The sequence below is a fragment of the Streptomyces noursei genome, from assembly GCF_016917755.1.
GTDB classification, from domain to species: Bacteria; Actinomycetota; Actinomycetes; order Streptomycetales; family Streptomycetaceae; genus Streptomyces; species Streptomyces yunnanensis.
The window spans coordinates 5,255,746-5,281,129 of the sequence record NZ_CP070326.1; the positions used below are offsets into that span (position 1 = coordinate 5,255,746).

At 70.6% G+C, this 25,384-nt stretch carries 26 protein-coding genes, 2 tRNA genes and 2 pseudogenes; 12 read left to right on the forward strand and 18 right to left on the reverse strand.

What is annotated here, in order from left to right:
• Nucleotides 1–32: 32 nt before the first annotated feature.
• From JNO44_RS23225 to JNO44_RS23240, 4 genes are all read right to left on the reverse strand, one after another.
• A complete protein-coding gene (locus JNO44_RS23225; RefSeq protein WP_205365943.1) occupies nt 33–1,973 on the reverse strand; it encodes a hypothetical protein in 1,941 nt (646 codons plus the stop codon).
• Between the two features lie 142 nt (nt 1,974–2,115).
• Nucleotides 2,116–2,895, reverse strand: a complete 780-nt coding sequence (locus JNO44_RS23230) for a hypothetical protein (RefSeq protein ID WP_205365944.1) — start codon at nt 2,893–2,895, stop codon at nt 2,116–2,118.
• Nucleotides 2,880–3,158 (reverse strand): hypothetical protein, encoded by a 279-nt coding sequence (locus JNO44_RS23235; RefSeq protein ID WP_205365945.1) that lies wholly within the window; start codon nt 3,156–3,158, stop codon nt 2,880–2,882. The genes JNO44_RS23230 and JNO44_RS23235 overlap by 16 nt, the downstream gene beginning before the upstream one ends.
• Complete coding sequence (locus JNO44_RS23240) at nt 3,155–3,370, reverse strand: hypothetical protein (protein ID WP_205365946.1); 216 nt, start codon at nt 3,368–3,370, stop codon at nt 3,155–3,157. The genes JNO44_RS23235 and JNO44_RS23240 overlap by 4 nt, the downstream gene beginning before the upstream one ends.
• Before the next feature lie 191 nt (nt 3,371–3,561).
• Between JNO44_RS23240 and JNO44_RS23245 the strand changes: the two genes are divergently transcribed.
• Nucleotides 3,562–3,765 carry a YegP family protein gene (locus JNO44_RS23245; protein ID WP_205365947.1) on the forward strand — a complete coding sequence of 68 codons (204 nt, stop codon included), beginning with the start codon at nt 3,562–3,564 and terminating at the stop codon, nt 3,763–3,765.
• Here JNO44_RS23245 and JNO44_RS23250 read toward each other — a convergent pair.
• The 9 genes from JNO44_RS23250 to JNO44_RS23290 all read right to left on the reverse strand — a co-directional run bounded on the left by JNO44_RS23250 (nt 3,762) and on the right by JNO44_RS23290 (nt 8,654).
• Nucleotides 3,762–4,223, reverse strand: a complete 462-nt coding sequence (locus tag JNO44_RS23250; RefSeq protein ID WP_205365948.1) for a single-stranded DNA-binding protein — start codon at nt 4,221–4,223, stop codon at nt 3,762–3,764. The genes JNO44_RS23245 and JNO44_RS23250 overlap by 4 nt on opposite strands.
• 97 nt (nt 4,224–4,320) lie before the next feature.
• The gene (locus JNO44_RS23255) at nt 4,321–4,494 is read right to left on the reverse strand and encodes a hypothetical protein (RefSeq protein ID WP_205365949.1); all 174 of its coding nucleotides are present in this window, start codon (nt 4,492–4,494) and stop codon (nt 4,321–4,323) included.
• Nucleotides 4,491–4,904 (reverse strand): hypothetical protein, encoded by a 414-nt coding sequence (locus JNO44_RS23260; RefSeq protein ID WP_205365950.1) that lies wholly within the window; start codon nt 4,902–4,904, stop codon nt 4,491–4,493. The genes JNO44_RS23255 and JNO44_RS23260 overlap by 4 nt, the downstream gene beginning before the upstream one ends.
• A complete protein-coding gene (locus JNO44_RS23265) occupies nt 4,901–5,602 on the reverse strand; it encodes a zinc finger domain-containing protein (RefSeq protein WP_205365951.1) in 702 nt (233 codons plus the stop codon). Before JNO44_RS23265 ends, JNO44_RS23260 begins: the two co-directional genes overlap by 4 nt.
• Nucleotides 5,602–6,546 (reverse strand): mucin-2, encoded by a 945-nt coding sequence (locus JNO44_RS23270; RefSeq protein ID WP_205365952.1) that lies wholly within the window; start codon nt 6,544–6,546, stop codon nt 5,602–5,604. Before JNO44_RS23270 ends, JNO44_RS23265 begins: the two co-directional genes overlap by 1 nt.
• A gap of 68 nt (nt 6,547–6,614) precedes the next feature.
• Complete coding sequence (locus JNO44_RS23275) at nt 6,615–7,157, reverse strand: hypothetical protein (protein WP_205365953.1); 543 nt, start codon at nt 7,155–7,157, stop codon at nt 6,615–6,617.
• Entirely contained in the window at nt 7,154–8,185 is a 1,032-nt protein-coding gene (locus JNO44_RS23280; protein WP_205365954.1) for a hypothetical protein, read from the reverse strand. The genes JNO44_RS23275 and JNO44_RS23280 overlap by 4 nt, the downstream gene beginning before the upstream one ends.
• A 47-nt stretch (nt 8,186–8,232) precedes the next feature.
• Nucleotides 8,233–8,448 (reverse strand): hypothetical protein, encoded by a 216-nt coding sequence (locus JNO44_RS23285; RefSeq protein ID WP_205365955.1) that lies wholly within the window; start codon nt 8,446–8,448, stop codon nt 8,233–8,235.
• A complete protein-coding gene (locus tag JNO44_RS23290) occupies nt 8,445–8,654 on the reverse strand; it encodes a helix-turn-helix domain-containing protein (RefSeq protein WP_205365956.1) in 210 nt (69 codons plus the stop codon). Before JNO44_RS23290 ends, JNO44_RS23285 begins: the two co-directional genes overlap by 4 nt.
• Before the next feature lie 296 nt (nt 8,655–8,950).
• On the opposite strand from JNO44_RS23290, the gene JNO44_RS23295 reads away from it, so the two are divergent.
• The 4 genes from JNO44_RS23295 to JNO44_RS23310 all read left to right on the forward strand — a co-directional run bounded on the left by JNO44_RS23295 (nt 8,951) and on the right by JNO44_RS23310 (nt 13,236).
• Nucleotides 8,951–9,367, forward strand: coding sequence for a helix-turn-helix domain-containing protein (locus JNO44_RS23295; protein WP_205365957.1), 417 nt, complete (start codon nt 8,951–8,953; stop codon nt 9,365–9,367).
• Nucleotides 9,368–9,378: 11 nt separating this feature from the next.
• Entirely contained in the window at nt 9,379–9,684 is a 306-nt protein-coding gene (locus tag JNO44_RS23300; protein ID WP_205365958.1) for a hypothetical protein, read from the forward strand.
• Nucleotides 9,685–9,785: 101 nt separating this feature from the next.
• Nucleotides 9,786–11,489 (forward strand): recombinase family protein, encoded by a 1,704-nt coding sequence (locus JNO44_RS23305; RefSeq protein ID WP_205365959.1) that lies wholly within the window; start codon nt 9,786–9,788, stop codon nt 11,487–11,489.
• Between the two features lie 91 nt (nt 11,490–11,580).
• Nucleotides 11,581–13,236 (forward strand): long-chain fatty acid--CoA ligase, encoded by a 1,656-nt coding sequence (locus tag JNO44_RS23310; RefSeq protein ID WP_205365960.1) that lies wholly within the window; start codon nt 11,581–11,583, stop codon nt 13,234–13,236.
• Between the two features lie 117 nt (nt 13,237–13,353).
• Here the strand turns inward: JNO44_RS23310 and JNO44_RS23315 are convergent, their stop codons facing one another.
• Together JNO44_RS23315 and JNO44_RS23320 are read right to left on the reverse strand one after the other, a co-directional pair.
• Nucleotides 13,354–17,265 (reverse strand): response regulator, encoded by a 3,912-nt coding sequence (locus JNO44_RS23315; RefSeq protein ID WP_205365961.1) that lies wholly within the window; start codon nt 17,263–17,265, stop codon nt 13,354–13,356.
• 192 nt (nt 17,266–17,457) lie between these two features.
• Nucleotides 17,458–17,985, reverse strand: coding sequence for an SSI family serine proteinase inhibitor (locus JNO44_RS23320; protein ID WP_205365962.1), 528 nt, complete (start codon nt 17,983–17,985; stop codon nt 17,458–17,460).
• A gap of 267 nt (nt 17,986–18,252) precedes the next feature.
• Between JNO44_RS23320 and JNO44_RS23325 the strand changes: the two genes are divergently transcribed.
• The 4 genes and pseudogenes from JNO44_RS23325 (at nt 18,253) to JNO44_RS23340 (ending at nt 19,662) form a co-directional block, all read left to right on the forward strand.
• Nucleotides 18,253–18,343 (forward strand) — tRNA-Ser (locus JNO44_RS23325).
• Between the two features lie 261 nt (nt 18,344–18,604).
• Nucleotides 18,605–19,090 (forward strand): annotated as a pseudogene (locus JNO44_RS43625) (DJ-1/PfpI family protein); the annotation flags it as partial.
• A gap of 6 nt (nt 19,091–19,096) precedes the next feature.
• Nucleotides 19,097–19,456, forward strand: a complete 360-nt coding sequence (locus JNO44_RS43630; RefSeq protein ID WP_235096245.1) for a helix-turn-helix domain-containing protein — start codon at nt 19,097–19,099, stop codon at nt 19,454–19,456.
• 133 nt (nt 19,457–19,589) lie between these two features.
• Nucleotides 19,590–19,662: transfer RNA gene (locus JNO44_RS23340), tRNA-Arg, on the forward strand.
• A gap of 156 nt (nt 19,663–19,818) precedes the next feature.
• Here the strand turns inward: JNO44_RS23340 and JNO44_RS23345 are convergent.
• The 3 genes and pseudogenes from JNO44_RS23345 to JNO44_RS23355 form a co-directional block, all read right to left on the reverse strand.
• A pseudogene (locus JNO44_RS23345) lies at nt 19,819–20,061 on the reverse strand (site-specific integrase); the annotation flags it as partial.
• Between the two features lie 495 nt (nt 20,062–20,556).
• Nucleotides 20,557–21,216, reverse strand: a complete 660-nt coding sequence (locus JNO44_RS23350) for an MAE_28990/MAE_18760 family HEPN-like nuclease (protein ID WP_205365964.1) — start codon at nt 21,214–21,216, stop codon at nt 20,557–20,559.
• 10 nt (nt 21,217–21,226) lie between these two features.
• Complete coding sequence (locus tag JNO44_RS23355) at nt 21,227–22,345, reverse strand: DUF262 domain-containing protein (protein ID WP_205365965.1); 1,119 nt, start codon at nt 22,343–22,345, stop codon at nt 21,227–21,229.
• A 381-nt stretch (nt 22,346–22,726) separates the two neighbouring features.
• Here JNO44_RS23355 and JNO44_RS23360 point away from each other — a divergent pair, with 381 nt between their 5' ends.
• From JNO44_RS23360 to JNO44_RS23370, 3 genes are all read left to right on the forward strand, one after another.
• Entirely contained in the window at nt 22,727–23,020 is a 294-nt protein-coding gene (locus JNO44_RS23360) for a hypothetical protein (protein WP_205365966.1), read from the forward strand.
• A 253-nt stretch (nt 23,021–23,273) separates the two neighbouring features.
• Nucleotides 23,274–24,206, forward strand: coding sequence for a DUF2797 domain-containing protein (locus JNO44_RS23365; RefSeq protein WP_240167629.1), 933 nt, complete (start codon nt 23,274–23,276; stop codon nt 24,204–24,206).
• A 197-nt stretch (nt 24,207–24,403) separates the two neighbouring features.
• A complete protein-coding gene (locus tag JNO44_RS23370; protein WP_240167630.1) occupies nt 24,404–25,309 on the forward strand; it encodes an amidohydrolase family protein in 906 nt (301 codons plus the stop codon).
• Nucleotides 25,310–25,384 lie beyond the last annotated feature (75 nt).

Here is a 25,384-nt window from a genome sequence, read left to right on the forward strand (position 1 = left end):
CCGCGGGTACGGGGCGGGCGGAACGGTACCGGTCAGGTGAAGAGGGCGCCCTGCTCGTCCGGGCCGAGGTCGAACAGTGCCCCGTCGGCCGGGGCGCTGGCGATCCAGCCGCCGCGCCATGTGCCGTCGACGCGCTCGGCCTTCTCGACCGCGTCGACGGTGTCGAGCAGCTCGGCCTCGGCGGCGCCTTTCTCGTTGTCAGCCTCGGCCTGCTCGGGCTGCTGCTCGCCGGTCCAGTGGCACCAGTGGCAGCCCTTGCCCGCGCACTCTTTGCACCGGTCCTCGGCCGGGATGGCGTTGCACTCCTCGCAGGTGTCGGCCGTCTGCTCATCGTGCTCCGTGCACATAAGCGCCCACGAAAACTTGGGGTCGCCGGCCGGTGCTTCCGCCTCGACGTTGTACTGCGCGCAGTCGTTCGCGGCCTCGACACAGCAATCAACGGCCAGCACGCACCCCTCGTCGTTGAACACGCCGGCGCTCTGGTTGGGCTGCTTGCGGGCGCACCAGGTGATCGGGTCGCCGCTCACGTCCGGCCGTGGGCGCTGCCCATGCAGGCACAGCGTGTCGGCGGTGGGTAGCTCGGCGAGCGCGGCCGGCTGTGCCTGGGCCGGCGCGGCGTCCTCGTCCGGGCGGTGCGCGAACACACATTGCGAGCTGCGCAGCATCCGCTCGACGGCCCACCCGCGGGAGCGCAGGCGGTCGGCGAGGATATCCAGGGCCGGCCCGTGCCACGGGTCGTCGCGCCGGATGATGCGGCCCCCTTCGAGCCAGTACACGGCGATGCGGCCTTGCGTACGGGGGTCGATCAGGTAACCGCGCACGCTGCGCTCGGCGTCGGTCGGCTCGGTGACGTCGTGGTGATCGGTTATGTCTGCGGCCTTCAACTGGTCGAGCGCGACGCGGGCGGCAGCGACATCGGGGTGCGAGGCGTTGCTCGGGGTGCTGCCCTTGGCGGTACCTGCGTGCTCGACGATGACGCCCTCGACGACGCGCTGCTCGGTGATGGCGTCGACCTCGGCGCCCCAGGCGTCGACCTCGTTGGCGAGCTGGTCGGCCTCGGCAGCGGTTTCGCGGGTGTCGGCGAGCAGGGTGTCGGCCTCGGTGTGGAGCTGCGTCACCTCGGCGGCGAGGCGGTCGAGGGCGGCCTCGCGCTCGGCGTCGAGTACGCGGAGTGCTGCCTGGCCCTTGGGGGAGATGCGGTGATGCTTGACCTTGTACGGCTGGCCCTGGAAGTCGGTGGCGGTCTCGCCGGTCTCGAACTCTTCCACTAGGCCGCGCCGGATAAGGGCCTGAAGGCTCGGATCCGTGACCCCCTTGGGCAGTTCGGCGAGGCCGGCGGTAGTGCGCCAGGACCCGGCGGCAGCGACGGCGGGCAGAATGGCGCGCATCTTGGGCGAGAGGTTCCGGGCGGTGGCCTCGGCTTCGGCGTCGGCAGTCTCGACGGTCTCGGCGACTTCGGCCGCGGCGGCGGCGAGGGGCGAGGCGGCGGCGAGGCGGCGGGCCTCGGCGCGTTGCTCGGCGGCGCGGTGGCAGGGCGCGCACAGCTCGTATCCCTTGTCGAACAGGGCGACGGCGTCCTCGACGTCAAGGTATGCGGTGATGGCGCGACCACAAAGGCCGTCGTCGTTGCTCGGCGAGTAGTGGACGCGCTTGCCCTTGCCGATCACGGCGTACCTGACGCCGGCCTGTTCGGTGAACGTCGGGCCGTCGACGGCTTTCTCGGCGGCCTCGGCCGGGGCGGGGGTGTGCTCGACAGTGGCCTCGGCGAGCAGGGCCTCGAACTTCGCAACGCACCGCTCGCACCGGGTGGTCAGCGGCGACTCTGCGCCTTCGCGGGTGCGGAAGTCGTCGTTCATGCGGGCGAACATGCGCGCCCAGATGCGGCTGTGGCACAGGGCCGGGCCTTCGCCGTCCTCGGTGAAGGCGTGCCACAGATTGCCGGATTCGGTTCGAGCCCAAATACGGGTGTTCATCGGGGTTAGCTCCCGTGGTTGTGGTGGTGCCGGGTGGAGTCCGGTGGTACGTCTGTAACTGTACTGGGTGCTGTACCGAGTACACAAGCGGGGTGCGAGAAAGGGCCCGGATCAACTCCGGGCCCTGCGCCTCGACTTGGCCTCACGCGGCCATCGGGGGCGCCTCCCCTCCCTGCTCCGCTGCGTCCAGTGCGGTCACCAGGGCGAGCAGGGCATGCCACTCCCACACCCGCCGGCGCGTGAGGGTGAGCGGTACGGGGGCGGGGCACTGGGGGCCCGTGCCGCACGTGACGCTCGGCCCCTGATCCGGACTGGTGTGCAAGGTGAGTTCACCGCCGCACCAGGGGCACGGCCGGCCGGGCACTGGGGTGGCGCGGTGGTCAAGGCCAAGGGTGCGCAGCAGGCGGCCGGCGCACTGGTGGGCGACGAGGGCGGCCTCGTGCAGCAGGTACTCGGGCAGGGGCGTGAACGGGGCCGACACGAGGGTGTCGTCGTCGAGCAGTTCGGGCTCGGTGTCCTCGTCGAGCACCCGGCCCTCGACGTACAGCGCGGCCCAATGCAGGCCGTGCGCGCGGCTGCCGGGATCCGTGGCGCTGCGGTAGTTCCAGCGGCGCGGGTCGTCGAGGTCGGCGTGCTGGACGGCAGCGGCGAGGGTGTCGGCGAGGTCAAACACGGCGCGCTCGATGGCGAGGCCGGTGTCGAGGGCGTCGACGTTCAGCGGGGCCGGGTGCTCGCGCAGCACGAGCGGCGCCCGGTCCTCGACGTCGAGCTGCTCGTCGTCGACGGCGCGCAGTGTGTGTACGAGTTGCCGCGGGGGCCACGCGTCGGCGGGCGGGGTCTCGATGGCGAGCAGCAGCTCGGCCCAGTGGTTCCGGATGGTGGCGAGGTTCTCGGCGGCGCGAACGGCTACGGGGTTGTGCATGGTTCATCCCTCCCGGGGCTGGATTGCTCGGCGGCGTTGGCGCGCTGCTCGGCCTCGACGATGGCCTGCTCGGCGGCGTCGAGGCGGCGCTGCAACCGGCGTACGGCGGCCTGTTGCCCGCCGGCCTGGCGCCGGTACCGGTCGGCGGTGGTGCGCTCGGCCTCGATCAGGGTCCGCAGGTGCGCGGCCTCGGCCGGGGCGTGGCGGCCGTACCGGGCGAGCAACACATCGATCTGCGCGCGGCGTTCGTCAGGGGCGGTCATCGGCGCACCGCCGAAAGGCGCCGCGTCTCGTACGACGCGATCAGGTCCCCGTCGGTGACGCGTACCTCGGCGTCGGCGGCCGGCCGGTCAACGCGGTGCAGCTCATCGCGCACTATTTCAACGAGGTGTGCGACGTCGAGCAGGTGAGCGGGCAAGGGTAGGGCGTGTTCGGTCCGGGTCACGTGGACCGTGCGGCGGGTCGGGACGATCACGGGGCGGACCTCCGAGGTGTCGAGGGGAGTCGGGTGAGGAGGGCCGGCCGTCCCCCGCGCGCACGGGGGCGGGTTCGACCGGTCGCGGCGGAGGCGCTTGCCGTTGCCACTCGAATGGGCGGCGTGTGGCTGCTGCACGGCTGTGTGGGTGCGTTCCTGGAGGGGAGAAACCCCCACAAGCAGGAGGCGTTGTGGCCGGCAAGTTCGAGATGTACGAGGACAAGGCGGGGAAGTACCGGTACCGGCTCAAGGCCGGCAACGGCGAGATCATCGCGGTCGGTGAGGCTTATAACTCAAAGGCCGCATGCGAGAAGGGCATCGAGTCGGTCAAGCGCAATGCGCCAACGGCGGAGGTGCGCGAGATTCGCGAGTCTCGCCGCACTCGCAACGCTTAGAACGGCGGTTCTGCGGCGTACTGCGGTGCTGCTGGGGTCTGAGTCACCCAAGGGTCTGTGGCGGGCTGCTGCGGCTGCTGAGGGGCCTTGTGGTGGCCTGCCTTGGTGACGGTGGCGGTCGCGCGCAGCAGGGACGGGCCGACTTCCTCGACGTCCAGCTCGAACACGGTCCGCTTGACGCCTTCGCGGTCGTCGTAGGTGCGCTGCTTGAGTCGGCCGGTGACGATGACGCGCATGCCGCGGGTGAGGGATTCGGCGGCGTTCTCGGCGGCCTGGCGCCACACGGAGCAGGTCAGGAACAGGCTTTCGCCGTCGCGCCATTCGTTGGTCTGACGGTCGAAGGTGCGGGGGGTGCTGGCTACGCGGAATTTGGCGACGGCGGCGCCGGCGGTGGTGAACCGCAGTTCGGGGTCGTCGACGAGGTTCCCAGCGAGGGTGATCGTGGTCTCTCCGGCCATGGCAGTTCCTCTCTCGTGAACGGTATGTATCGATCGAGAATGAATGATAGCGCGTAGGGGCGCCCCTTGACGTGCAGTTTTGGGCGCCCCTGGCGGGCTACGCGGCCCGGTTCGTGGTGATGGTGAGGCCGTGCTCGGCGAGGGTGTCGAGTAGGCGCTCGGCGGCCTGGACGGCGGCCGGGGCGACGGGGTGCTCGCGTCCGTCGTATGCGTCCGGGTGCAGGTCGTACAGCTCCCCAGCCAGCAGGGCAACAACGGCGGGCGCGGTCATCGGATGCCCCGGCCGGCAACGACGTGTGCGGCGGCAAGTCGGCCCGCGGCGCGCCGGGGAACGGGCGGGGCCTGCATGAGTCGGGCGTGCCGGTTGTGCTCGGCCTCGGCGTGCACGTTGTCGACGAACCGGGCGGTGCGGGCGGCGAGTTCGGCCTCGACAGCGGCCCGGCGGGCGGCGGCTTCTTTCTCGGCGGCCTGGTGCTGCTGCTCGGCGAGCATGGCGGGGCCGTCGAGGGTGGTGTCGGGCAGCCACCGCGCGCCGCGGGCTTTCTCGATCACGACGACGGCGCCCTCGCCTGCCCACGTCCGGGCCTTGGAGTAGAGGCGCTTGCGGTCGGACGTCTGGAACTGCACCCGGGGTGCCGGGGTGGGCCAGGTGGCCGTAAGGCGGTAGTTCTTGCGGCTCATGCTGCAACTCCTTGGGGATTGGCGGCGAGTTCGGCTCTGCTGTCGTGCGGGGTGGTCTTGGTGCGTCGGCCCTTGCCGTTGGGGCGCCATCCGCCGCGGCACGGCTGCTCCTCCTCGGCGTGGCACCACGGGCACGGCACCGACAGGGGATCGGGCTGGCCGGCGGCGACGGTGGCCTCGCGGCGCGCCTTGGTGGGCCGGTAGGCGGCGAGTTGCAGCCGCACGGCCGGCGGGATGGGGCTGCCGATGGCGGCGAGGCGGGCCTCGACGGCGGGGTGCGGCCCGCCGGTGAGCTGGGGGCGCTCGATGGGCGCGGCCTGGCCGGTGGCGACGGCGGCCCGCCCGGTACGTAGCTCAGCGAGGTAGGCGTCGACGTTGTCGGGGTCGACCGGCGGCGCGGGGTCGGTGTGTCTGTTCATCAACTCGGCGCGGTACGGCGCCCATGCGGCGAGCAGGTCGTGCGGCTCGATTGCGCGGAATTGTGCGCTGCGGTCGCCGTTGCGCTGCTCGTAGTAGCGACGAACGGCGCGGGCGGCGTCCCAATCGGCGGCCTCGGAGGCGGCGGGGATGCCGTCGAGGGCCTGCGACCACGCGCGAATGGTGGCCGCGGACTGCTCGGGGCTGGCCATGACGCGGCGAACGCGGCTGTCGAGGGTGGCGGCGAAGTTCAACAGGGCGGCAACGTGGGTGTGCTGCATCAGGAGAAACCTTCCTTCTCCAACAGGGCAAGTCCTGCTGCGAGGTTGTCGGTGTGGCTGGTGAGCGCGGCCGGGGCCGCGGGCCGGAACGGGACGACGTTCGAGCCGTGCGGCGCGGCGGCGGGGACGCGGTCGAGGTCCGACCAGACCCGCAGCCAGTAGCGGGCAGGCTTGGGCTCCTCACCGGGAGCCGTGCGCCGGGTGACCACGTCGACGAGCGTGGGCACGCCGTGTGCCTGGACGAGGCGCCAAACGTCGCGCTGCTCACCTAGGCCGAGTTGCCATCGCAGCGCGCATCCGGCGTCGGCGAGCGCGTCGGCCAAGGGAGCAAGTTCGGGGATGACTCCCGCGCGCGTGCGTGGCTGCTGCTGTACCTCCGTAGGAGGTACATCGGGTCGGGTCGGGCCGGGCCGGGGGGACCGTGACGGGGTGACACCGTCACTCCGTGACGAACCCGCCTGACCTGCGGTTTCATCGAGAAACGCCCCGTTTTCCGGCGCAGATTCGAAATTTTCCGCCGATGATTCGCCGGTGAATCGATCCGCGTTCGCAGACGAATCCGCGACGTTTCCGCGGCGATTGCGTCGTGCGGTGGCCTGCTCACGGGCGCGTTGCTGCCGCTTGGCTGCGGCCTCTCGGTCGCTTTGCACCTTCGCGCGGGTGGGGTTGTAGACGAGGAAGTCGTGCACGACATAGTCGCCGGCCGCCGGTTGCGCGCACCGTGGGCAGGTGTGCCCGTGCTCGTGCCACAGGCCGGCCGCGACGAGCTTGCGGGCTTGTGGGGCGGTGCCGTAGAGCTGCACCACCACCCCGGGCACGGCACCCTCCGTCAAGTGCTGGGCGGCGTAGGCGCCGGCGCGCAGCCACAGGCCGAGCGCAGCATTCCCCGCCTTGATGATCTTGGGGTGTGTGTGGGCGGTGTCGTCCACCTTGAACCAGGGCACTTGAGGACTCCTGAAAGAGGAGGGAGGGCCCGGGAGCGAAACGGAAGGCTCCCGGGCGGAGATGTGAATCAGGCAACGTCGGACGTGGGGGCGAGGGCGGGCAGCGCCAGGGGCGTCAACATGCCCGATTGCCATGCCTGGCCGACCAGCTCTTTGCCGCCCTTGGCGAACCGCACGGAGTGCGACCGCTTCCGCGTGGGCCGGATCTCCACCCCAGGCACGTCGTGCACCTCGCCCGAGGCCGGGTCGACAACTTGTGGCACGCCGGCCGCGGTCATCTCGCCGAGCAACCGCTCGACGAATGCCTCGCGCACGTCCTTGACGATCCGCGTCACGCGCTCGGCCGGGAACGCCGTTCGGGCCCAGGCCGTGAACGCCTGGTCGTCGACGATCTGCGCGGCCGGCTCCCCGCCCGTAAGCGAGATCGTGCCCACCTTCGTGCCGTCCGGCAACGCGGCGGCGAACTGCCGCGCCCCGGTGGCTTCCTGGGCGGCGTCGAGGTGATGCTGCACCTCCGTGCGCGCCTCCTCGTAAGCGGCCTTCACCTCGTCCAACAACGCTTTCAGCACGGCCTCACGGGTGGTCGCGGCCTTGATGTCCTCGGCGCTCACTGGGCACCGCCGACGGCCTCGCGCAGGTCGGCGGCCTGGGCGCGCAACTGCTCCGCGGTGGCGAAGACGGCCGGGCATCCGTGCGCCGCCTCGAACGCCTCGTTGGCCTCCTCGACGTCGAGGCCGGCAGCCTGCGCGGCCTGGTACATCTCAGCCCGAGCGGTGGCGGTGTCGGCGGCTATCTGGGCATCGCTGTCCGGGGCGGCTCGGTAGCCGTCATCGGCGGCGTCGACGGTGATCACGTCCTCGGACGGCACCGGGGCGCCGGACTTGGCGGCGGCGCGGTCACGGCCGATCGCGGCGAGCTGGTCGAGGTAGTGCTCGGGTGCGCCCGCGGCCTTGGCCTCGGCCCACAACGACCGCACCGCGTCGGCGTCGGCGGCGGCCTCGGCTTCGGCGAGGTAGTCGCGCGGCGGCCCGGCCTGCGCCTGCGGCGCCTGCTCGCCGGTGTCCCGCTGTACCTCGCCCGCAAGGTAGACCGGGTTCCCCTCCTGATCGACGACGGCGCCGAGTTCCTCGGGGGTGTAGTGGATGCCGAACAACGCCTCTTCGCACGCGTCTCGGGCGACGGCGGACAGCGCGCGGGCCTTGAGCATCGCGGCCGGGTACTTCTTCCACACGTCCTTGCCGAGCAGGCCAGCGCGGCGCGCGTCCTCGATGGTGAAACGAACTTCGAACGTCCAGTCAGGATCATCGGCGCGGATGATCTGTGCGACGGCTGACGTCGCGTCGCCCTTGATGCGTAGCCGGTGCCCGGCGCGTCGGACAAGAGCGGAAATCAGGGCCGAGGATGCGCTCGGCTTGCCCTCGATGACGTGCACGCCGGTTATGGCGACCATGGGGTGCAGGCCGAGGGATTCGGCGTACTCGACCGCATAGAGCAGGTTGGCCGGCTGCCCGCGGAACTGGCGAGGGAGCAGACCGGACGCGGCGAACGCCTTGCAGTAGTCGAGCTTGGACTCGACCGACATGCGGGGCATGGCGGGGGCGGCGAGGTGCTGGTGGTCGGCGAGGGTGACGACGGTCATCGCTGATTCCTTCGAGTGTGGCGAGGGTGAGGTCGAGGCCGGCGGCGTCAGGCCGCGGCGGGCAGGTCTGCCGCGCGGGTGCGATCCGCGGCGGCCTGGCGGCGCAGGCGGCGCAGGATGAACTCGATTTCGTCGGCGGTGTGGGCGCTGCCGACGGCGGCGGCCTCGGCCGCAGCGCGTATGGGCATGGAGTCACGGCGGGCGCGGGCCCGATCCAGCACGGCGCGGGCGGCGGCAAACGCCTCTTCCTTGGAGGTGATCACGCCGCCTCCCCGGTGAAGATCGTGGCCGCGGTGACGCCGTAGGCCCGCTCGATGGCAGCGAGCCCGTCGGGGCCGGGCGCGTGGCGTCCGGTCACCCATCGGTAGGCGGAGACGTAGGGGACGCCAAGACGGCGCGCGATTTCGGCGGTGGTGTGGTCGCCGTGCGTCTGGGCGGCGGCGATCAGATGGGCAGGGGTGTATGCCACGTCCGTACGACCTTTCGTGAGTACGACGTATCGATCACGAGTGGAACGTAGCAGGTATTGATCACGAGTGGAAGTTAGATTGATCAAGGACCGATGTCAGTGGTGGGGGGTAACGTCAGATGAGTGGGTAAATCACGCAACGTGCACTTATCCGCTTGTATCTAACGCAGTGACCATGTGTACGATCGATCACCAGGGGTGTTCGTCACCCTGGGTGCGTCAAAAGGGGGTCAAAGCCATGCCTAAAAATCGCCGTCAGTGCGATAGCGATCGTCCGTGCGCGGTACATTGCAAGCATGAAACCCCAGGCCCGTCTCCCACAGCCCGGTGGAGCGCTCACCGTTGGTCGGTGGCTCCATGACGAATTGCAGCGTCGCGGATACAACCTCTCGCAGAGGGGAGGCGGCCGGCGGGTCTTTGCCACTGAATCTGGCATCCCGCAAGCGACCGTCTCACGCTTGTTGCGAGACGACGGCGGCGCCGACCCTGCCACTCTCGGCAAGGTCGCTCAGGCGCTCAACGTCCCGCTAACCCCGCTCCTGGTACTGGCCGGCATCATCCCCGAGGCCGAAGTCGAACGGCCCACGTCGATCAGTACCGACGAAGCGCTCGCGGCGCTCGGCATCACCAGGCCGGCACACAAAGTCGCGGTCATGTCCATGGTGAACGCACTCCTCGACGAAACACCCGAGAGAGGCGACACCAGTAAGTAACAAGGAAAACCATGTCTCGACGCACCCTGCACACCGTCATGTACGCCCTCGCGGCCGTCGTCGTCGCTGCCCTCACCCTGCTTGGCGAAGGGCTTATCCACTCTGAGCACGTCGCACCGCTCTACGCCGGTGGCATCACCACCCTGATCGCCGTCCCGGCCCTGCTCATCAGCGCGTGGCGAATGGCCCTCCGCAAAGTCGAAGCCGACGCCGAACGCCACGCCAAAGCCGGCTACTTCCAGTGCTACGAGGACGTACGGGAAGGCCGAGTGCAACCGGGTGCCGCCCTCAACATCACTGAAAAGGCGGTGACTTGACGCCGGAAAAAAGCGGCTAGCGGTAGTCACCTAGCTGCGCTGCCGCGGGGGGTAGCGCAGTAGCGACCCCAGAGCCTCAAAGCCACTGAGAGGACAGTGACGTGACACCCAACTCGTTGCAGATAGGTTCGCCGTTCGCAGGCGAGCCGTATATCGGCTACATCAGAGTGAGCACATGGCGAGAGGAGAAAATCTCTCCCGAACTCCAGAAAACAGCCATCGAGGCATGGGCACGCCGAACCGGTCGACGCATCATCGACTGGATCGAAGACCTCGACATGACCGGCCGCAACTTCAAGCGGAAGATCATGCGTGGCATCGAGCACGTCGAGAAGCGCAAGGCTGTCGGCATCGCTGTCTGGAAGTACAACCGCTTCGGCCGAAACGACCTGGGCATCGCGGTCAACCTCGCCCGCCTTGAACAGGTCGGCGGCCAACTCCAGTCCGCCACCGAGGACATAGACGCCTCCACCGCCGTCGGAAAGTTCAACCGGGCAATCCTGTTTGACCTAGCGGTATTTGAATCCGACCGCGCCGGCGAGCAGTGGAAAGAAGCCCACGCACACCGCCGCGCCTTGCAACTCCCCGCCACCGGCCGCGGTCGCTTCGGGTACATCTGGCATCCCCGCCGCATACCCGACCCCGACCGCCTCGGCGAGTTCCTGCTGCAAGAAGAGTGGTACCAAGTCCACGAACAGCACGCCCCCTACATGGACGCGGCCTACGAACGGAAAGTAAACGGCGACGGCTTCAACCAGCTCGTTCACTGGTACAACGGGGCCGGCTTGCGCAGCACCCGCGGCGGCCTCTGGTACGTCTCCGGCCTCGCCCGCTACATGGACTCGGGCTTTGCCGCCGGCCTGCTACGCATCCACGACCCAAAGTGCAGATGCAAGTTCACCGAAACCAACGGATGCCCGTTCAAGCAGTACATCTACGTACCCGGCGCGCATGAACCGATCATCGGGTGGGATCTGTGGGAGGCGTATCAGAAGCACCGAGAGACGACGAAGAAGACCCCGCCACGGGCGCGCAAGGCGACCTACCCTCTTACCGGCCTGGCACGACACAACCTGTGCCGCCACCACCTCAGTGCGGCATCCGACAGTGGCCGACGCGACGGCAAAACCATCCGCGGCCACTACCTCGTGTGCAGCCAGTACAAGCACCGCAGTCACGATGCATGCCCGCAGAACATCAACGCCAAGCGTTTAGACGTCGAGACCAAGGTGCGCGAATGGCTGAAGGACAAAGCCGCGGCCGGCATCGATGCCGCACCGGCCACCCAGCAGCGACCCGCCGCCCTCGACGAGCGCGCCGCCGCCGCCCGTGAGCGGGTCCGGATGCAAGCCGAACTCGCAAAGATCGACAAGGCGCTCGACCGGCTCGTGACCGACTACGCCCTTGACCCGGACAAGTACCCGGCCGAGACCTTCGCCCGCGTACGTGACCAGCTCACCGACAAAAAGGGCGGCATCACGGCCGACCTCAACAAGCTCGCAGAGGTCGAGAACGCGCCAGCGATCGAGGACGTCCAGCCAATCATCGTGGGACTCGTCGAGGAATGGGACACCCTGGTCACCGAGGAGAAAAACGCACTGCTCAAGCAGGTAGCCCGGCGGGTAGTCGTCGGGTACGCGGACGACGGCAAGAAGCGCAACCGCGGAATCACCGTGCAGGTACACCCTGTATGGGAGCGCGACCCATGGGAGCCGATCAAGGGCGAAGTCGTCGACCGCCGAGAGATGCCCGGGGGTAATCGGCGACTGGGCGAGCTGGCGGGCCCGGTCCGACACACCGAGTAGCTCACGCAAGGTAGTGACTTACCACCGGGAACGGCAGCAGAATCAGCCGGAAACTACCCGCGCGTAAACCGGCTCCCGGGAGGCACCCCCGATGCAGAGCACCATGCAGGATGTACCGCTCCTTGTCTCACGGATCTTGACCCACGGGTCATCCGTCCATGGACGAGCTGAGGTCATTACCTGGACCGGGGAGGCCAACGAACCACGGCGGCGCACCTTCGCCGAGGTCGGCGCCCGCGCCGCGCAGCTTGCACACGCGCTCCGGGAGACGCTCGGGGTGCGCGAGTCAGGGATTGTTGGAACCCTCATGTGGAACAACGCGGAGCACCTAGAGGCGTACCTCGGTATCCCCTCTATGGGTGCTGTGCTCCACACGCTGAACCTGCGACTCCCGGCCGAGCAACTTGCCTGGATCATCAACCACGCCGAGGACCGCGTCGTCCTCGTCGACGGCAGCCTGCTGCCGCTGCTGGCGCCGCTGCTTCCGCACCTGCCGACTGTTCAGCACGTGGTAGTCAGTGGCCCCGGTGATCGCTCGGTGCTCGATGGCGCTACCGCCGCCGTGCACGACTACGAGCAGCTCATCGCCGACCGCCCGACGTCGTACGACTGGCCTGAACTGGACGAACGCGCCGCCGCGGCCATGTGCTACACCTCCGGCACCACCGGAGAACCCAAGGGAGTCGTCTACTCGCATCGCTCGATGTATCTGCACTGCTTGCAGGTCAACACGGGCGAGGCGTTCGGGCTCACCTCGCGAGACTGTTGTGCCCCTTTGGTGCCCATGTTCCACGTCAACGCCTGGGGACTGCCGCACGCGGCGTTCATGGCCGGCGCGTCGCTGCTGATGCCGGACCGCTTCCTGCAGCCCGCGCCGCTCGCCGAGATGATCGAGACGATCCGGCCGACCATAGGAGCCGCGGTACCGACCATCTGGCAGGGGCTGCTGGCCGAACTCGACGCCCACAAGCGGGACGTGGCCTGTCTGCACACCGTCGTCATCGGCGGCTCGGCCTGCCCGCCGGCCCTGATGCGGGGCTTCCAGGAGCGGCACGGGATCCGCGTGGTGCACGCCTGGGGGATGACCGAGACCTCGCCGCTGGGCTGCGTCTCCCACCCGCCGGCCGGGGTGGACGACGAGGAGGAGTGGGCCTACCGCGCCACCCAGGGCCGCTTCCCGGCCTCCGTCGAGGCCCGGCTGATCGGCCCGGCCGGCGAGGAACTGCCCTGGGACGGCACCGCGGCGGGCGAGCTGGAGGTGCGCGGCCCGTGGATCGCGGGCGCCTACTACGGCGGCGCGCAGGGCGCGCTGCTGCGCCCGGAGGACAAGTTCAGCCCCGACGGCTGGCTGCGCACCGGCGACGTCGGCACGATCACGCCGGACGGCTATCTGACCCTGACCGACCGGGCCAAGGACGTCATCAAGTCGGGCGGCGAGTGGATCTCGTCGGTCGAGCTGGAGAACCACCTGATGGCCCACCCGGGCGTCGCCGAGGCCGCGGTGGTGGCCGTGCCGGACGAGAAGTGGGGCGAACGGCCGCTGGCCACCGTGGTGTTGACCGACGGTTCGGCGATCACCTACGAGGAGCTGCGGGCGTTCCTCGGCGAGCGGATCGCGCGCTGGCAGCTGCCGGAGCGGTGGGCGGTGATCCCGTCGGTGCCGAAGACGAGCGTCGGCAAGTTCGACAAGAAGGTGCTGCGGCGCCAGTACGCGGACGGCGAGCTGGACGTGACGCTGCTGAGCTGACCCCGAGGGGTGGGCCCGCCCGGGCCCACCCGCAGGTCCTCGCCCGGTGAACCCCGGGGCCCGTCCGGTGAACCCTGGGGCCCGTCCGGTGAACCGGAGCCGGGCAGGCCCGGTCCGTCAGTTCGTCCCGATCTTCGCCAGCAGGTCCACGATCCGGCCCTGCACCTCGGCGCTGGTGGAGCGCTCCGCCAGGAACAGCACGCTCTCCCCGGTGACGAGCCCCGGCAGCTGGGTCGGATCCAGGTCGGCGGCGGTGTAGACGACCAGCGGGGTGCGGTCCAGCAGCCCGTTGGCGCGCAGCCAGTCCACGATGCCGGCCCGGCGGCGCCGCACCTGCATCAGGTCCATCACGACGAGGTTGGGCCGCAGCTGCGTCGCCAGAGCGACCGCGTCGGTGTCCGCGCCGGCCCGGCCCACCTGCATGCCGCGCCGCTCCAGCGACGCGGTCAGCGCGCCCGCGACGGCGTCGTTCTGCTCGATGAGCAGCACCCGCGGCGGCTGGTCCTCGCCGTCCCGCGGGGCGAGCGCCTTGAGCAGCACGGCCGGATCGGCGCCGTACGCGGCCTCCCGCGTCGCCTGCCCCAGACCGGCGGTGACCAGCACGGGCACCTCGGCGGCGCCGGCGGCCTGGCGCAGTGACTGGAGCGCGGTGCGGGTGATCGGACCGGTCAGCGGGTCCACGAAGAGCGCCGCCGGATACGCGGCGATCTGCGCGTCCACCTCCTCGCGGGAGTTGACGATCACCGGGCGGTAGCCGCGGTCGCTGAGCGCCTGCTGGGTGGCGACGTCGGGCGCCGGCCAGACCAGCAGCCGGCGCGGATTGTCCAGCGGCTCCGGCGGCAACTCGTCGTCCATCGGCGGTCGCTGACGCTCCATCACCTCGATCGCGCCGTTCGGCCCGTCCAGCGGCTCGGGCCCCTCGCTGCCCTCGTCGGGCGCGGAGACGGCGAACGTCCGGCCCTCGCCGGCGTCCATGAGGTGCGGCTGCGGGCCCGGTTGCTTGGCCCGCGCGGGCGGCTGCGGCCCGGCGGCCTGCGGCGGCAGGGCACCGGACGTCGCGGCCTCGGCGGGGGTGCCGCGCTCGCCCTCCGGCGGGGGCGCGGCGAGCTTGCGGCGGCGGCCCGAACCCGTGGCGGTGCCGCCCGGCGGCGTGGCGGTGCCGCCCTGGGCGGGGACGCCCGGCTGCGGCACCGGACGCTTCGGGTCGGCCAACTGCTGGGCGAACGGCACCCCCTGGCCGAGCGTGCGCACGCTGAACGCCCGCCCGGCGGTGTGCCCGTCGTCCTCGACGGGCGGCAGCGGCTGCCGGGTCTGCGGGGGCACGGCGACGCCCTGCGGCGGCACCGGCCCGCCCTGCGCGGGGCCGGCGGCCGGGCCGGCCGCGGTCTCCTCGGCGGGGCTGGGGCGGCCCCGGCGGCGGCCGGTGGGCGTGACCGGGGCGGTGGCGGCGGCGCCGGCGATCCCGGGCGCGCTGCCGGTGGCCGTGCCGGTCGCCTCGGCCGGCGCGTCCTGATCCGTCGGCCCGGCCGGCTGGGCGACCAGGCCCTCGGGGCCCGCGACGAACGTGCCGGACGCCTCGGCATCGGCCATCGCCGCGGCCGCCCGCTCCTCGGCGGCGGCCCGCCGCGCGCGCCGCCGGCCGGTCGGCTCGGCGTCCCAAGTGCCTTGCGCCTCGGGGGAGTCGGGCGTCTCGGCCGGCTGCCCGGCCGGGGTCTCGGGGGTCGGCTCGGGGCCGGTGGCCACCGGACGGCGCGCCCGGCGCCGCCCCGTACCGGCCGCGTCCTGCGGTCCGCCCTCCGGCGCGACGGGCATCCCGCCGGCGATCGCGGGCAGCGCCGGCTGCGCGGTCGCCGGCTGCGGCGCCCGGTCCGCCGCGGCGGGCGGCAGCGCGAACGCCGAGCGCGGTGCGGCCGGCGGCTGGGCGGCGGCACCAGCCGTGTCCGGCTCGCCGGCCCGCTCGGGCGCCTCGGCCAGCGCCCGCCGGGCCCGCCGGCCACCGGCCGGCACCGGACCCTGCGCACGCACCGCGAGCTGCTGTCCCTGCGGCGGCCCCGCCTGCCGTCCCTGCGGCTGGCCCTGCAACTGGCCCTGCGGCGGCACCGGCCCGAGCGCCGGGCTCACCGCGGGCGTCAGACCCTGCGCCGGATTGCCGGCCGGAGCCCCGTCACCGGCTCCGGACGGCAGCGCGGGCAGCGCCGAGCCCTCCGGCGCCGGCCGCGCCCGGCGACGGCCGCTCGGCGGCGCCGCCTCGGCGTCCGCCGGCAGCCCCGCGCCCTGGGTGCCGTCCGCCGCGACGGCCGGCGCCGCGCCCGAGTGCCGGGCCCGCCGTCGCCCGGTCGGCTGCGCGCCGGCCGTACCGTTCTTCGTCTCCGCACCCGAGGCGGTCTCCGCGGCGCCGGGCCGCCCGCCGCCGTCCGTGCCCGGACCGCCCGCGGCGGCGCCGTCCCCGTCGGCCTTCGCCTCGCCGTCCGGGGTCTCGGCCTCCTCGGCCGCCGGCTCCTCGGGCTCCGGCTCCGGTTCGTCGATCAGCACCGGAAGTTCCAGCACGTACGCGCTGCCGGTCGCGCCGGAACCGCCCGGCACCGCATGCGTCTGGATCAACCCGTCGTGCATCCGCACGATCCCGCGGACGATCGGCCCGTGCACCGGATCGCCGCCGCCGAACGGCCCGCGCACCTCGATGCGCACCACCTCGCCGCGCTTGGCCGCGGCCACCACGATCGTCGAGTCGCCGGGCACCGGACGCCCGCCCGGCCCGGCGGTGCCGTCACCAGCAGTCTGCCGGCCGGTGGAGTCCACCCCGGCGACGTCCGCGATCAGATGCGACAGCGCCTGCGCCAGCCGCTCCGCGTCGACCAGGGCCGCTATCGGCGGCGCGTGCACCGCGAACTGCGCCCGGCCCGGCCCGATCAGCTCGACCGCGCCCTCCACACCGGCCGCCACCACCTTGTCCAGCGACACCTTGGTGCGGTTGAGCTTCTCCTTGCCGGAGTCCAGCCGCTGGTAGCTGAGTACGTTGTCGACCAGCGTCGTCATCCGGGCGTGGCCGGCCGCCAGGTGGTGCAGCATCTGGTTCGCCTCGGGCCACAACTGGCCCGCCGGGTCGGAGGCCAGGGTGCCCAGTTCGCCGCTCAGCTCCGTGAGCGGCCCGCGCAGCGACTGCCCCAGGACGGCCAGCAGCTGGGTGTGCCGGGCCTCCAGCGCGTCGTACGGCCGCCGGTCGGTGAACGTCATCACCGCGCCCACCAACTGGTCGCCGTCCCGCACCGGCGCCGTGGTCAGATCGACGGCGACCGGGCGGCCGTCCTTGGACCACAGCACCTGCCCGCGCACCCGGTGCTTGCGGCCGGACTTGAGGGTGTCGGCGAGCGGGGTGTCCTCCCAGGGCAGCGCCGAGCCGTCCGGCCGCGAGTGGTGGATCAGCGGGTGCAGCTCCTTGCCGCCCAACTCGCTCGCCCGGTACCCGAGGATCTGCGCCGCGGACGGGTTGACGAGGACCACCCGGCCCTCGGAATCGACGCCGACCACGCCCTCCGCCGCGGCCCGCAGGATCATCTCCGTCTGCCGCTGCTGGCGCGCCAGCTCGGTCTCGGTGTCCACCGTCCCGGTCAGATCGCGCACCACGAGCATCAGCAGCTCGTCGCCGGTGTAGCCGCGGTGGTCGGCGTACGCGGCCTCGAAGGCGGACTCGTACGGGGTGCGGCCGTCCTCCAGATTGGCGCTGGTCACCTCGACCAGCAGCTCGTTGCCGTCGGTGCGCCGCGCGATCATCCGCGTCGGCTTCGTCCGGCCCTCGACCTCCTCGTCGCGGCGCCGCATGGAACCGGGGATCCGCTTGGAGTCGAAGGTCGGCAACAGGTCGAGCAGACCCCGGCCGACCAGGGCCGTGCCCGGGGCCTGGAACATCTCCAGGGCGATGGCGTTGGCGTTCACGACGGTGCCGTTGCAGTTGACGAGCAGCAACGCGTCGGGGAGGGCGTCCAGTATGGCTGCGAGGCGAGCAGCGCCTCGGGATGGCCTGCTGCTCACGAGACGCTTCCTCCCTGTTACCGCACCTTGCCGACCCACCATGGCGGATCGCTGGGATGGAGTCTACGGGCACATGCCGGGGACGCGGAGGCGGATGACGCCCCGGCAATGCTGCGGCCCGACGCGACTCACCGCACGCCCGACATGTGCCCACTCGTCCTGACCTGGCGCGCTACTGCGGCACGAACCGGGTCAGGAAACGGTCTTGGGGAGCATGGGTTCGAAGCGGCCCCAGCGTTCGATCTCACACCCGTTGGTGCGCTGGAAGTCCGCGTTGACCCGGCGCCCGGACCAGGTCCCGGTGACGTGCGCCTGCGCCGGACCGCCGTACATCATCGTGCACTGCGCGCCCTGCGGCACGGGGGCGAACAGGTCCTTGCCCCACCGCGTCATCCGGTCCAGCCGGTCGCAGGCGTGCCGGGCGTCGAGGTGGTTCCCGCCGCGCGGGTGGCAGTACAGCTCGAACGTGCCGTCCGTCCGGCCCGCACCGGAGTGGCGGACGGTGATCGTGAGGTGGTCCCCGCGCCGCCCGGCCGGCCGGTGCGCGGCGGCATCGGGCGCCAGGTGGCCCAGGTACGGCAGGACGTCGTGGTGGTACGGCAGCGGGAGCGGGGCGGCCGCGGCGGCCGGCGCCGCGACGAGCGCGGGGACCGCGCACAGGGCTGCCGCGGCGGCGGCGAACAGCGACAGCGACCGGGACGGGATCCGGCGACGGGACATCACGGGCTCCTGGGGGGCGAGTGCGGGCGGTGGGGCCCGGACGGGACGGACGGCGGTACGCGATCCGTACGCACCGGGGGCGCACGACACATGAGCACCGGTGCCGCCCCGTCTCTTTAACGCGTCGCCGCCCCCGACGTTGCGCCGCAGGAACGTCTTTGCCGGGTAGGCCACGGGCCTAGTACCGTAGGGGGCGATTGGTGACAGGCCCTGGAGCTGTGTCATCATCTGTCCACGCCACATCGCGTTCGCGCGTGTGAGGTGTGTGGAGGCGTCGCCTAGTCCGGTCTATGGCGCCGCACTGCTAATGCGGTTTGGGTTTTAACGCCCATCGAGGGTTCAAATCCCTCCGCCTCCGCTCCTGCGTAACACCCGGGCCCGGTCATCACGACCGGGCCCGATCTGTTTCCCCGGCTGCCACGACTGCCACGGCCCACCCCGGCCGGCCCGGGCCACCTCGGCCCCCGTGGCTCGCCCTCCGTTCCCCTCCCCTCCCTTCCTCCCCTCCCTTCCTCCCCACCTCCGCCGCCCTACGCTGATCGTCATGCCCCTGCCGAGGTCGACGCCGCCGCCCCGGTCCGCGTCCGGGAGGCGCGGCCCCGCTCCCCGCCGCATCGTGATGCTGGCCTTCGAGGGCGCCCGACTGCTGGACGTCACCGGCCCGTTGGAGGTCTTCAGCGCCGCCGCCCGCCTCGGTGGCCGCTACGAGATCCACATCTGCTCGCCCGACGGCCGGTCCGTCACCACCGCCTCGGGCACCCGCCTGGCGGTCGACGCGGCGGTGCCGGACACCGCCGACCCCGTGGACACCGTCCTCGTCCCCGGGGCCGAGGAACTCACCGAGGGCTGATTCCCGCCCGGCCTGCTGGACTCCGTCCGCGCCCCCGCCGGCCGTTCCCGCCGGGTCGCGTCCGTCCGCGCCGGGGCGTTCGCCCTGGCCGGGGCCGGGCTGCTGGACGGGCGGCGGGCCACCACCCACTGGCGCCACACCGCCGCCCTCGCCGCCCGACACCCCACCCTCACCGTCGACCCGGACGCCCTCTACGTCCGGGACGGCGACCTCTTCACCTCCGCCGGGGTCTCCGCCGGCATCGACCTCGCCCTGGCCCTCGTGGAGGCCGACGAGGGCCCCGACCTGGCCCGCGAGGTCGCCCGCGACCTGGTGGTCTTCATGCAGCGGCCGGGCGGCCAGTCACAGTTCTCGGTGCCCGCCCGCACACCGCGGCCCCGCCACGACGCGCTGCGCGCCCTCCTGGACGCGATCGCCGCCGACCCGGCCGCCGACCACTCCAACACCGCGCTGGCCGCCCGCGCCGGCCTCAGCCCCCGCCATCTGACCCGGCTCTTCCGTGAGCACCTGGGCACCACCCCGGCCGGCCACGTCGAGGCGGACGTCCTGGACCGCTTCGAAGCGGACTACACCCGCCCGAACTTCGTCCAGATCATCGAAGACTCCCCCTGGCCGGCCTGACCCCCCACACCCGGGCGCAGGGGCGTTTTCGCAGGTCAGAGCGGGTGTGGCTATCGGATTTCGCCTAACGGCGCAGGTCATGTAATGTTGTTCCCGCAACGCCGACCGGCAAGAAAAACCGCCGGAAAGCCAAGCGCTCGTAGCTTAACGGATAGAGCATCTGACTACGGATCAGAAGGTTGCAGGTTCGAATCCTGCCGAGCGCACAGCAGGTCAAAGCCCCCGCCGGGTAATCCGGACGGGGGCTTTGTCGTGCGGTACAGCAGCGAAGTACAGCAACGGGGCTAGTCGGTGGTGGCGCCGGTGCCGGTCCCGCTATACCGTCCACGGCGCCGGAGAGCCTTGGGCAATGCCTTGCGGACTTATTCTTCGCCCGCTTCGGCGTAGGCCGCCATCGCGATCTGCGAGTGCCGCAGGGTCCGCTGCGCTACCTTCGGGTGGACCTTCAGGGCGACCAAGAGCGAGCTGCATTTGTGCTGGGTGCTCCCCAGAGGGATGCCCCGGAGCTCGGCGCGACGAGCCCATAGGGCGAACATGCGGGTCAGGTTCCCCGGCTCGATCGGGGTGCCGTACTTCGTCGTGCAGATCAGGCCGTGGCTGTCCTGCGGCGACGACGGAGCCATCTTGGCCAAGGCGGGAGTTGGGTGACCATCTCGTGGCGCCGGTGCTCGTCCTGCAGTTGGCGACCATGAAGGCACCCGCATCGGTGGACTGTCCGACCCGCGCTCTTCCTCGGCCTGGCCCACCGGGAGGCGGGCGAACTCGCTGCCTGCACGGAGAAGTTCATGCTGTGACCGGAAGACCCCACGCCTTACTGAGTAACGACTTTCTCTACGGGGGCGAAGGCGGCTCGCATACGGCCGGGCCCCCGTCCGGGCCTGCGTGCCTGCCTCCGCCCCGTTCCAGCCCCGCCGGCGCCCGCCCCGCGCGCTCAACGGTCAGCCGCTTGATGCCAGAGAAGTGGTAAGCCGTGGCTGGGGCAGTCGGCTCCACGGCTTTAGGCAGCCACTTTGGCGCGGGCCTCTATTATCATGCCCGAGATCGGGCACTACGGGCAGGCCCAGAGCCCAAAGCCGCTCCGCCGACCTTGCCTGAGATCACTAGCGTTGGGGATCCCGTTCCGCCAAATAACTCTTTTGTGTCGCAGAGTTCAGAATCTGATTTGAAATATCATCCATCATCTTGATGATTTCTTCCCTAACGTCATCCCAGTCGGTGAGTCTTATGTAGTCCTCCTCTCCGTGGGCGATCCTGTTCCGAGCGGCAAGTAGCTGCTCATCGATTAGGTCTTCATAGGGGGCATATCTAGTAAAGTCACACCCCACTGAACATAGGATGTCGCAGAGTCGATCATAGTTCAGATTCGAGAGGGTCCTGACCGCATCCCGACCAGTGGGAATCTTGGCGCGAGACGACGCATCTTCACGAATATCTCGAATGAGAGTCGCATGCATGAACGATCTGTTCGTTGTCTCGAATTCTTCGAGTCGTGCACGCATTGCCAGAGCGGCCAGCTCTGGACGCAGTTGCAGGTAAGTCAACTTGAGGGAAGCGAGGTAGCACAGGTAGGCATGTGCACAGTTCTTTATGAACCCTTCCCAGTGTGCATAAAGGAGAGCGATGGAAGCGCGAAGTAGCGCCGGACGAATGCCGAATTCAGCTCTCTCGACCTGCCCCTTGAAGACGGTAAGTTCCTTCTTCCTCCAGCTCAAGTCTGCTGAAATGTAGTCGTAAAGACCTTCGGTCGTACGAATTTTCATTTTAGCGACCTCAGGGGCGGAAGAATTCCTTGGCGGCAGGAATAGTCACAGGGATGCGTGTCGTCCCGCGCACGCCTCCACGGGCCTGTGAGCGGAAGAAGGTCTCTGACCACATATTCTCGACCCGCCCCCGGAGCGCCTCCGCTCGATCTTTCTCGGGTACGCGCGCCCAGGCCTCCAAGTTGCTTGCGACTCCGACCGAAATGGCTTCAAATGCGGAGACCGAGAATCCTCCCAGGAATCGCCCCTTCGAACTGTCATAGCGCCTGAAAGTATCGGCCTCCAGGGCCTCGGCAAGAAGAGAAAACGCGTCGCGGAACACCTTTCCCCAGCTTGCCCGATCAAAGCTTTCACTGCTCGCCAATCCGAGCATCTTCTCCGTCAGGAAGAGGTCGACACTCTCCATATCCTTCAGTTCGTGAAGGGTGCTAGAGATAAGGCTCAGGAATCGACAGACGAGTTCAAGATCATACTGCTCCTCGGCGGCGCGGCTGGAGATTAGCGCGCAGGCATTGAAGTCGGGGTCATTCCGTAGTTCCTCAAGCCAAAGGAAGAAGTCGCGGTTCCGCATGATGAGCTGGCAGTTCCTGACTTCTTGAGCCGAGGGCACCTCGCCGCCAGAGTTGAGGCGATCAAAGAGCTCATACTTGGCCTTCTCGTCGCTTTCAGGCAAGAGAATCTTGAAGTCGAGCTTGCTCCTCTTGAGGGAGACCCTCTGGCCTGGGGTTAGACTAGCTCCCTCTTCTGTACCTTCGAAGCTCAAACCTTCCAAGGAGGGAAGGTAGCGAGTTCCCTGGAGCTGACTCGGCGGGAGCAGCTCGCCCTTCTCCTCGTCTCTCAGTTCGCCCATGAACTCAAGAATCGTCGAAAGCCTTTGAAGTCCATCGATCACTTCCCAGACTCCGTCATGCCTCTGCATGACGAAGATCGAAGGAAGTGGGATTCCCAAGAGGATGCTTTCAATCAGTCGCGACTTCTTCGGTGGCGTCCACCGAAAGAGGCGTTGGAACTCCGGACGGATCACCAATTCGCGATCGCGATACAGATTTACGATCTCACCGATGGACATTGCGTAGGCATCTGCTTTGACCGTCGAGCGACCGGCTTCGATCTCGTCCTGCAGGGTCATTTCGCGCTCACTCCAAGTCAGTTAGTCCACGGCTGGGACCATCATTTCATCTCAGGCCGGGCTTAGATGCGGCGCTGACATACTTCCCGCGAAGGAGCCGAAGAGAACCAGCATGGGACAGCCAGCAGCGAGTTGGCGGCACACGAGTAAGCGCCCTCTCAGGGCGTCTCTGGGCAGTGCAAGCGCCCAACGACGACAACTGCCAGCGGCTCAGCAGCAGGTCAGGGCGTTGATCGATACGGCGGCCACAAGTCCCCGCTGTCGGTGATCAGTTGTGTCTGCACTGATGTGGTCGGGTGACCGGTTCCCTGGTGGCGACGGTACTCAGCCTGGCGGTGAGCGCGGGAACGGGCGCCGTGGCGCTTCGCCGTGGTGGGGACCGTGCAGCCGGGCTGGGCGGCCGGGTTGCCACCGCTGTCGTGCTATCTGGCGGTCATGGCCGCGCTGCCCGTACTGGCCGCGGGCCTGGCCGCGCTGTTCCGCAGCCGGGTGGTGCCGGCCCCGGCCCTCAGCCTGTGGCCGCTGTTCGTCGAGCGGATCGTCGGCCTGGCGGTGGAGCGGATCCCCGGTGTGGGCGAGGTGCCGAGTGGGCTTCCGTTCGCGGCGGCCAGGGCGGCGATAGCGGTAGGGGGAGGGCGCGGCCGACGGTTTCGTCGGGGCGCTGATCGGCAGTGATCTCCTGCCCGGAGTGGCCGTCACGGTGTTCGGCGGGTACACCGTCGACCTCGCGTGCTGCGGGTGGATCGTCTACCGGCGCCGGGAGGCCCCGTGACCGCTCAGCGGCCCCGTTCGCGGAGGTGTGCGGGCCGGGAGGTGCGGCGGGCGGGAGCTCTTGGCTGGTGGCAGGGGCGTTGTCGGTGGGCGGTCGTACGCTGACGGTGTGTGGCGATGTACGGGACCGCGGTGGTCGGGCGGTGAGCCGGGTGCCTTGGGGCAGCGGCTCGGTTGGTACTGCGCGGAGCGGGGCGCCGAGCGGGTGAGTCCGTTGCCGCCGGGGCGGGCGCTGGCGTTCGGGGCGGTCGGGGAGCGTCGGTGCCTGGGGGTGCGGCGGGCCGGGCGGTGGATCGTCTGCCCGTATGGCGCGGTGCTGGAGGGCGAGGGGGTGAAGGACCAGTGCCCGCGGTGTGCGCAACTGGACCGGTCGCGGTCGGTGGCGGCGGACACCATGGCCGATGATCCGCGTCCGTACGGCGTCTATCTGGCGTACTTCGGGCCCGGGCTGGTGAAGGTGGGGATCACGGCGGCGGAGCGCGGGGCGGCGCGGCTGGTGGAGCAGGGGGCGGTGGCGTACGCCTGGCTGGGGCGCGGGCCGCTGATGGCGGCGCGGCGGGCGGAGGCGCTGTTGGGGAGCGCGCTGGGGGTGCCGGACCGGTTCGCGAAGGAGGCGAAGCGGGCGGCGCGCGGGGCGCTGCCGCCGGTGCCGGAGCGGGTCGCCGAGGTGGGCGAACTGCATCGGGTGGCACGGGGGTTGGCGGGGTGGCCGGAGACGTTGGAGCCGGTGGCGTTCGCGTGCGTGGACCATACGGAGCTGTTCGGGCTGGCGCGGATTCCGGCGGTGGGCGAGGTCGCCGAGCTGGGTGGGCTGACGGCCGGGGCGGAGATCGTGGGGGAGGTCGTGGCCGGGGTGGGGGCGGATGTCTATCTGCGACTGCGGAGCGGTGGCGGGGGCGGGAGCGGGTCCGGCGGTGCGCGGGGTGCCTCGGCCGAGGGCGGCGCGGGCGGGGTGGTTGCCGTCCTGGATGCGCGGTTGCTGTCGGGCTGGGTGCTGGGGGCGGCCCGGGGGCGGGTGACGACGGCGCCGGTGCGGTGGCCCGTGGCGGGGGACGACGAGCGGGGAGCGGAGCAGGAGGGGCTGTTCTGAGGCGGGGGTTCGTCCGCGGCGGGGGTTCGTCCGCGGCGGGGGTTGTTCTGCGGGCGGGGTGGGGGTTGTGTGGTGCATGGGCCGGGAGGTGTTCTCGGGGCGTCCGCGCGGCAGTCGGTGAGCGAGGGCCGGCGGGGGCGGATCGGCGCGGGAGTCCGTGCGGGTGGCGGCGGGCGAGCGGAAGTGCGGGAGGGTGCGTGAGCGGGCTCGTGGCGGTGGACGGGGTCGGGGTCGGGGACGGGCGGGTCGGGGAGTTCTGGCGGGGGCTGGGGCTGCCGGGGCTGATCGATGTGCACACGCACTTCATGCCCGAGCGGGTGATGGCGAAGGTGTGGGCGTATTTCGACGCCGCCGGGCCGCTGGTGGGGCGGCACTGGCCGATCGCCTACCGCTTCGAGGAGGACGAGCGGCTGGCGGTGTTGCGGGGCTTCGGGGTGCGGGCGTTCACCTCGATGATCTATCCGCACAAGCCCGGTATGGCGCGCTGGCTGAACGGCTGGGCGGCGGACTTTGCGGCCCGTACGCCGGACTGCCTGCGGACCGCGACGTTCTTCCCGGAGGACGGCGTCGCCGCGTACGTGGCGGAGGAACTCGCCGGTGGCGCACGGATCTTCAAGGCGCATGTGCAGGTGGGCGGGTACGACCCGGCGGACCCGGTGCTGGACCCGGTGTGGGGCGTGCTGGCGGAGGCCGGGGTTCCGGTGGTCGCCCACTGCGGTTCGGGGCCGGTTCCGGGCAAGCACACCGGGCCGGAGCCGATCGCCCGGGTGCTGGCCCGGCACCCCCGGCTGCGGCTGGTCGTCGCGCACATGGGGATGCCGGAGTACGTCGACTTCCTGGAGTTGGCGGCGCGGTATCCGCGGGTCTGCCTGGACACCACGATGGCCTTGACGGACTTCGTCGAGCAGGCCGCGCCGTTCCCGAGAGCGGAGCGGGGGCGTCTGCTGGACGTGGGCGACCGGGTGCTGTTCGGGAGCGACTTCCCCAACATCCCGTACGGGTACGCGCATGCGCTGGAGGTGCTGGCGCGGCTGGAGTTGGGGGAGGAGTGGTTGCGGGCCGTCTGTTACGGGAACGGGGCGCGGCTGTTCGGGGTGGGGTAGCCGAGGCCGGAGGGGGAGGGGCCGGACGGCTGGTGGTGTGCGGGGGGGCGGGGCGAGCCGGTGGGGGCCGTTCCG

Bases quoted from the DNA above. Each gene is read 5' to 3' on its own strand.
- JNO44_RS23225 (WP_205365943.1), bottom strand. From the start codon at position 1,973: ATGAACACCCGTATTTGGGCTCGAACCGAATCCGGCAATCTGTGGCAC.
- JNO44_RS23230 (WP_205365944.1), bottom strand. From the start codon at position 2,895: ATGCACAACCCCGTAGCCGTTCGCGCCGCCGAGAACCTCGCCACCATC.
- JNO44_RS23235 (WP_205365945.1), bottom strand. From the start codon at position 3,158: ATGACCGCCCCTGACGAACGCCGCGCGCAGATCGATGTGTTGCTCGCC.
- JNO44_RS23250 (WP_205365948.1), bottom strand. From the start codon at position 4,223: ATGGCCGGAGAGACCACGATCACCCTCGCTGGGAACCTCGTCGACGAC.
- JNO44_RS23255 (WP_205365949.1), bottom strand. From the start codon at position 4,494: ATGACCGCGCCCGCCGTTGTTGCCCTGCTGGCTGGGGAGCTGTACGAC.
- JNO44_RS23260 (WP_205365950.1), bottom strand. From the start codon at position 4,904: ATGAGCCGCAAGAACTACCGCCTTACGGCCACCTGGCCCACCCCGGCA.
- JNO44_RS23265 (WP_205365951.1), bottom strand. From the start codon at position 5,602: ATGCAGCACACCCACGTTGCCGCCCTGTTGAACTTCGCCGCCACCCTC.
- JNO44_RS23280 (WP_205365954.1), bottom strand. From the start codon at position 8,185: ATGACCGTCGTCACCCTCGCCGACCACCAGCACCTCGCCGCCCCCGCC.
- JNO44_RS23295 (WP_205365957.1), top strand. From the start codon at position 8,951: ATGAAACCCCAGGCCCGTCTCCCACAGCCCGGTGGAGCGCTCACCGTT.
- JNO44_RS23300 (WP_205365958.1), top strand. From the start codon at position 9,379: ATGTCTCGACGCACCCTGCACACCGTCATGTACGCCCTCGCGGCCGTC.
- JNO44_RS23310 (WP_205365960.1), top strand. From the start codon at position 11,581: ATGCAGAGCACCATGCAGGATGTACCGCTCCTTGTCTCACGGATCTTG.
- JNO44_RS23320 (WP_205365962.1), bottom strand. From the start codon at position 17,985: ATGTCCCGTCGCCGGATCCCGTCCCGGTCGCTGTCGCTGTTCGCCGCC.
- JNO44_RS23350 (WP_205365964.1), bottom strand. From the start codon at position 21,216: ATGAAAATTCGTACGACCGAAGGTCTTTACGACTACATTTCAGCAGAC.
- JNO44_RS23355 (WP_205365965.1), bottom strand. From the start codon at position 22,345: ATGACCCTGCAGGACGAGATCGAAGCCGGTCGCTCGACGGTCAAAGCA.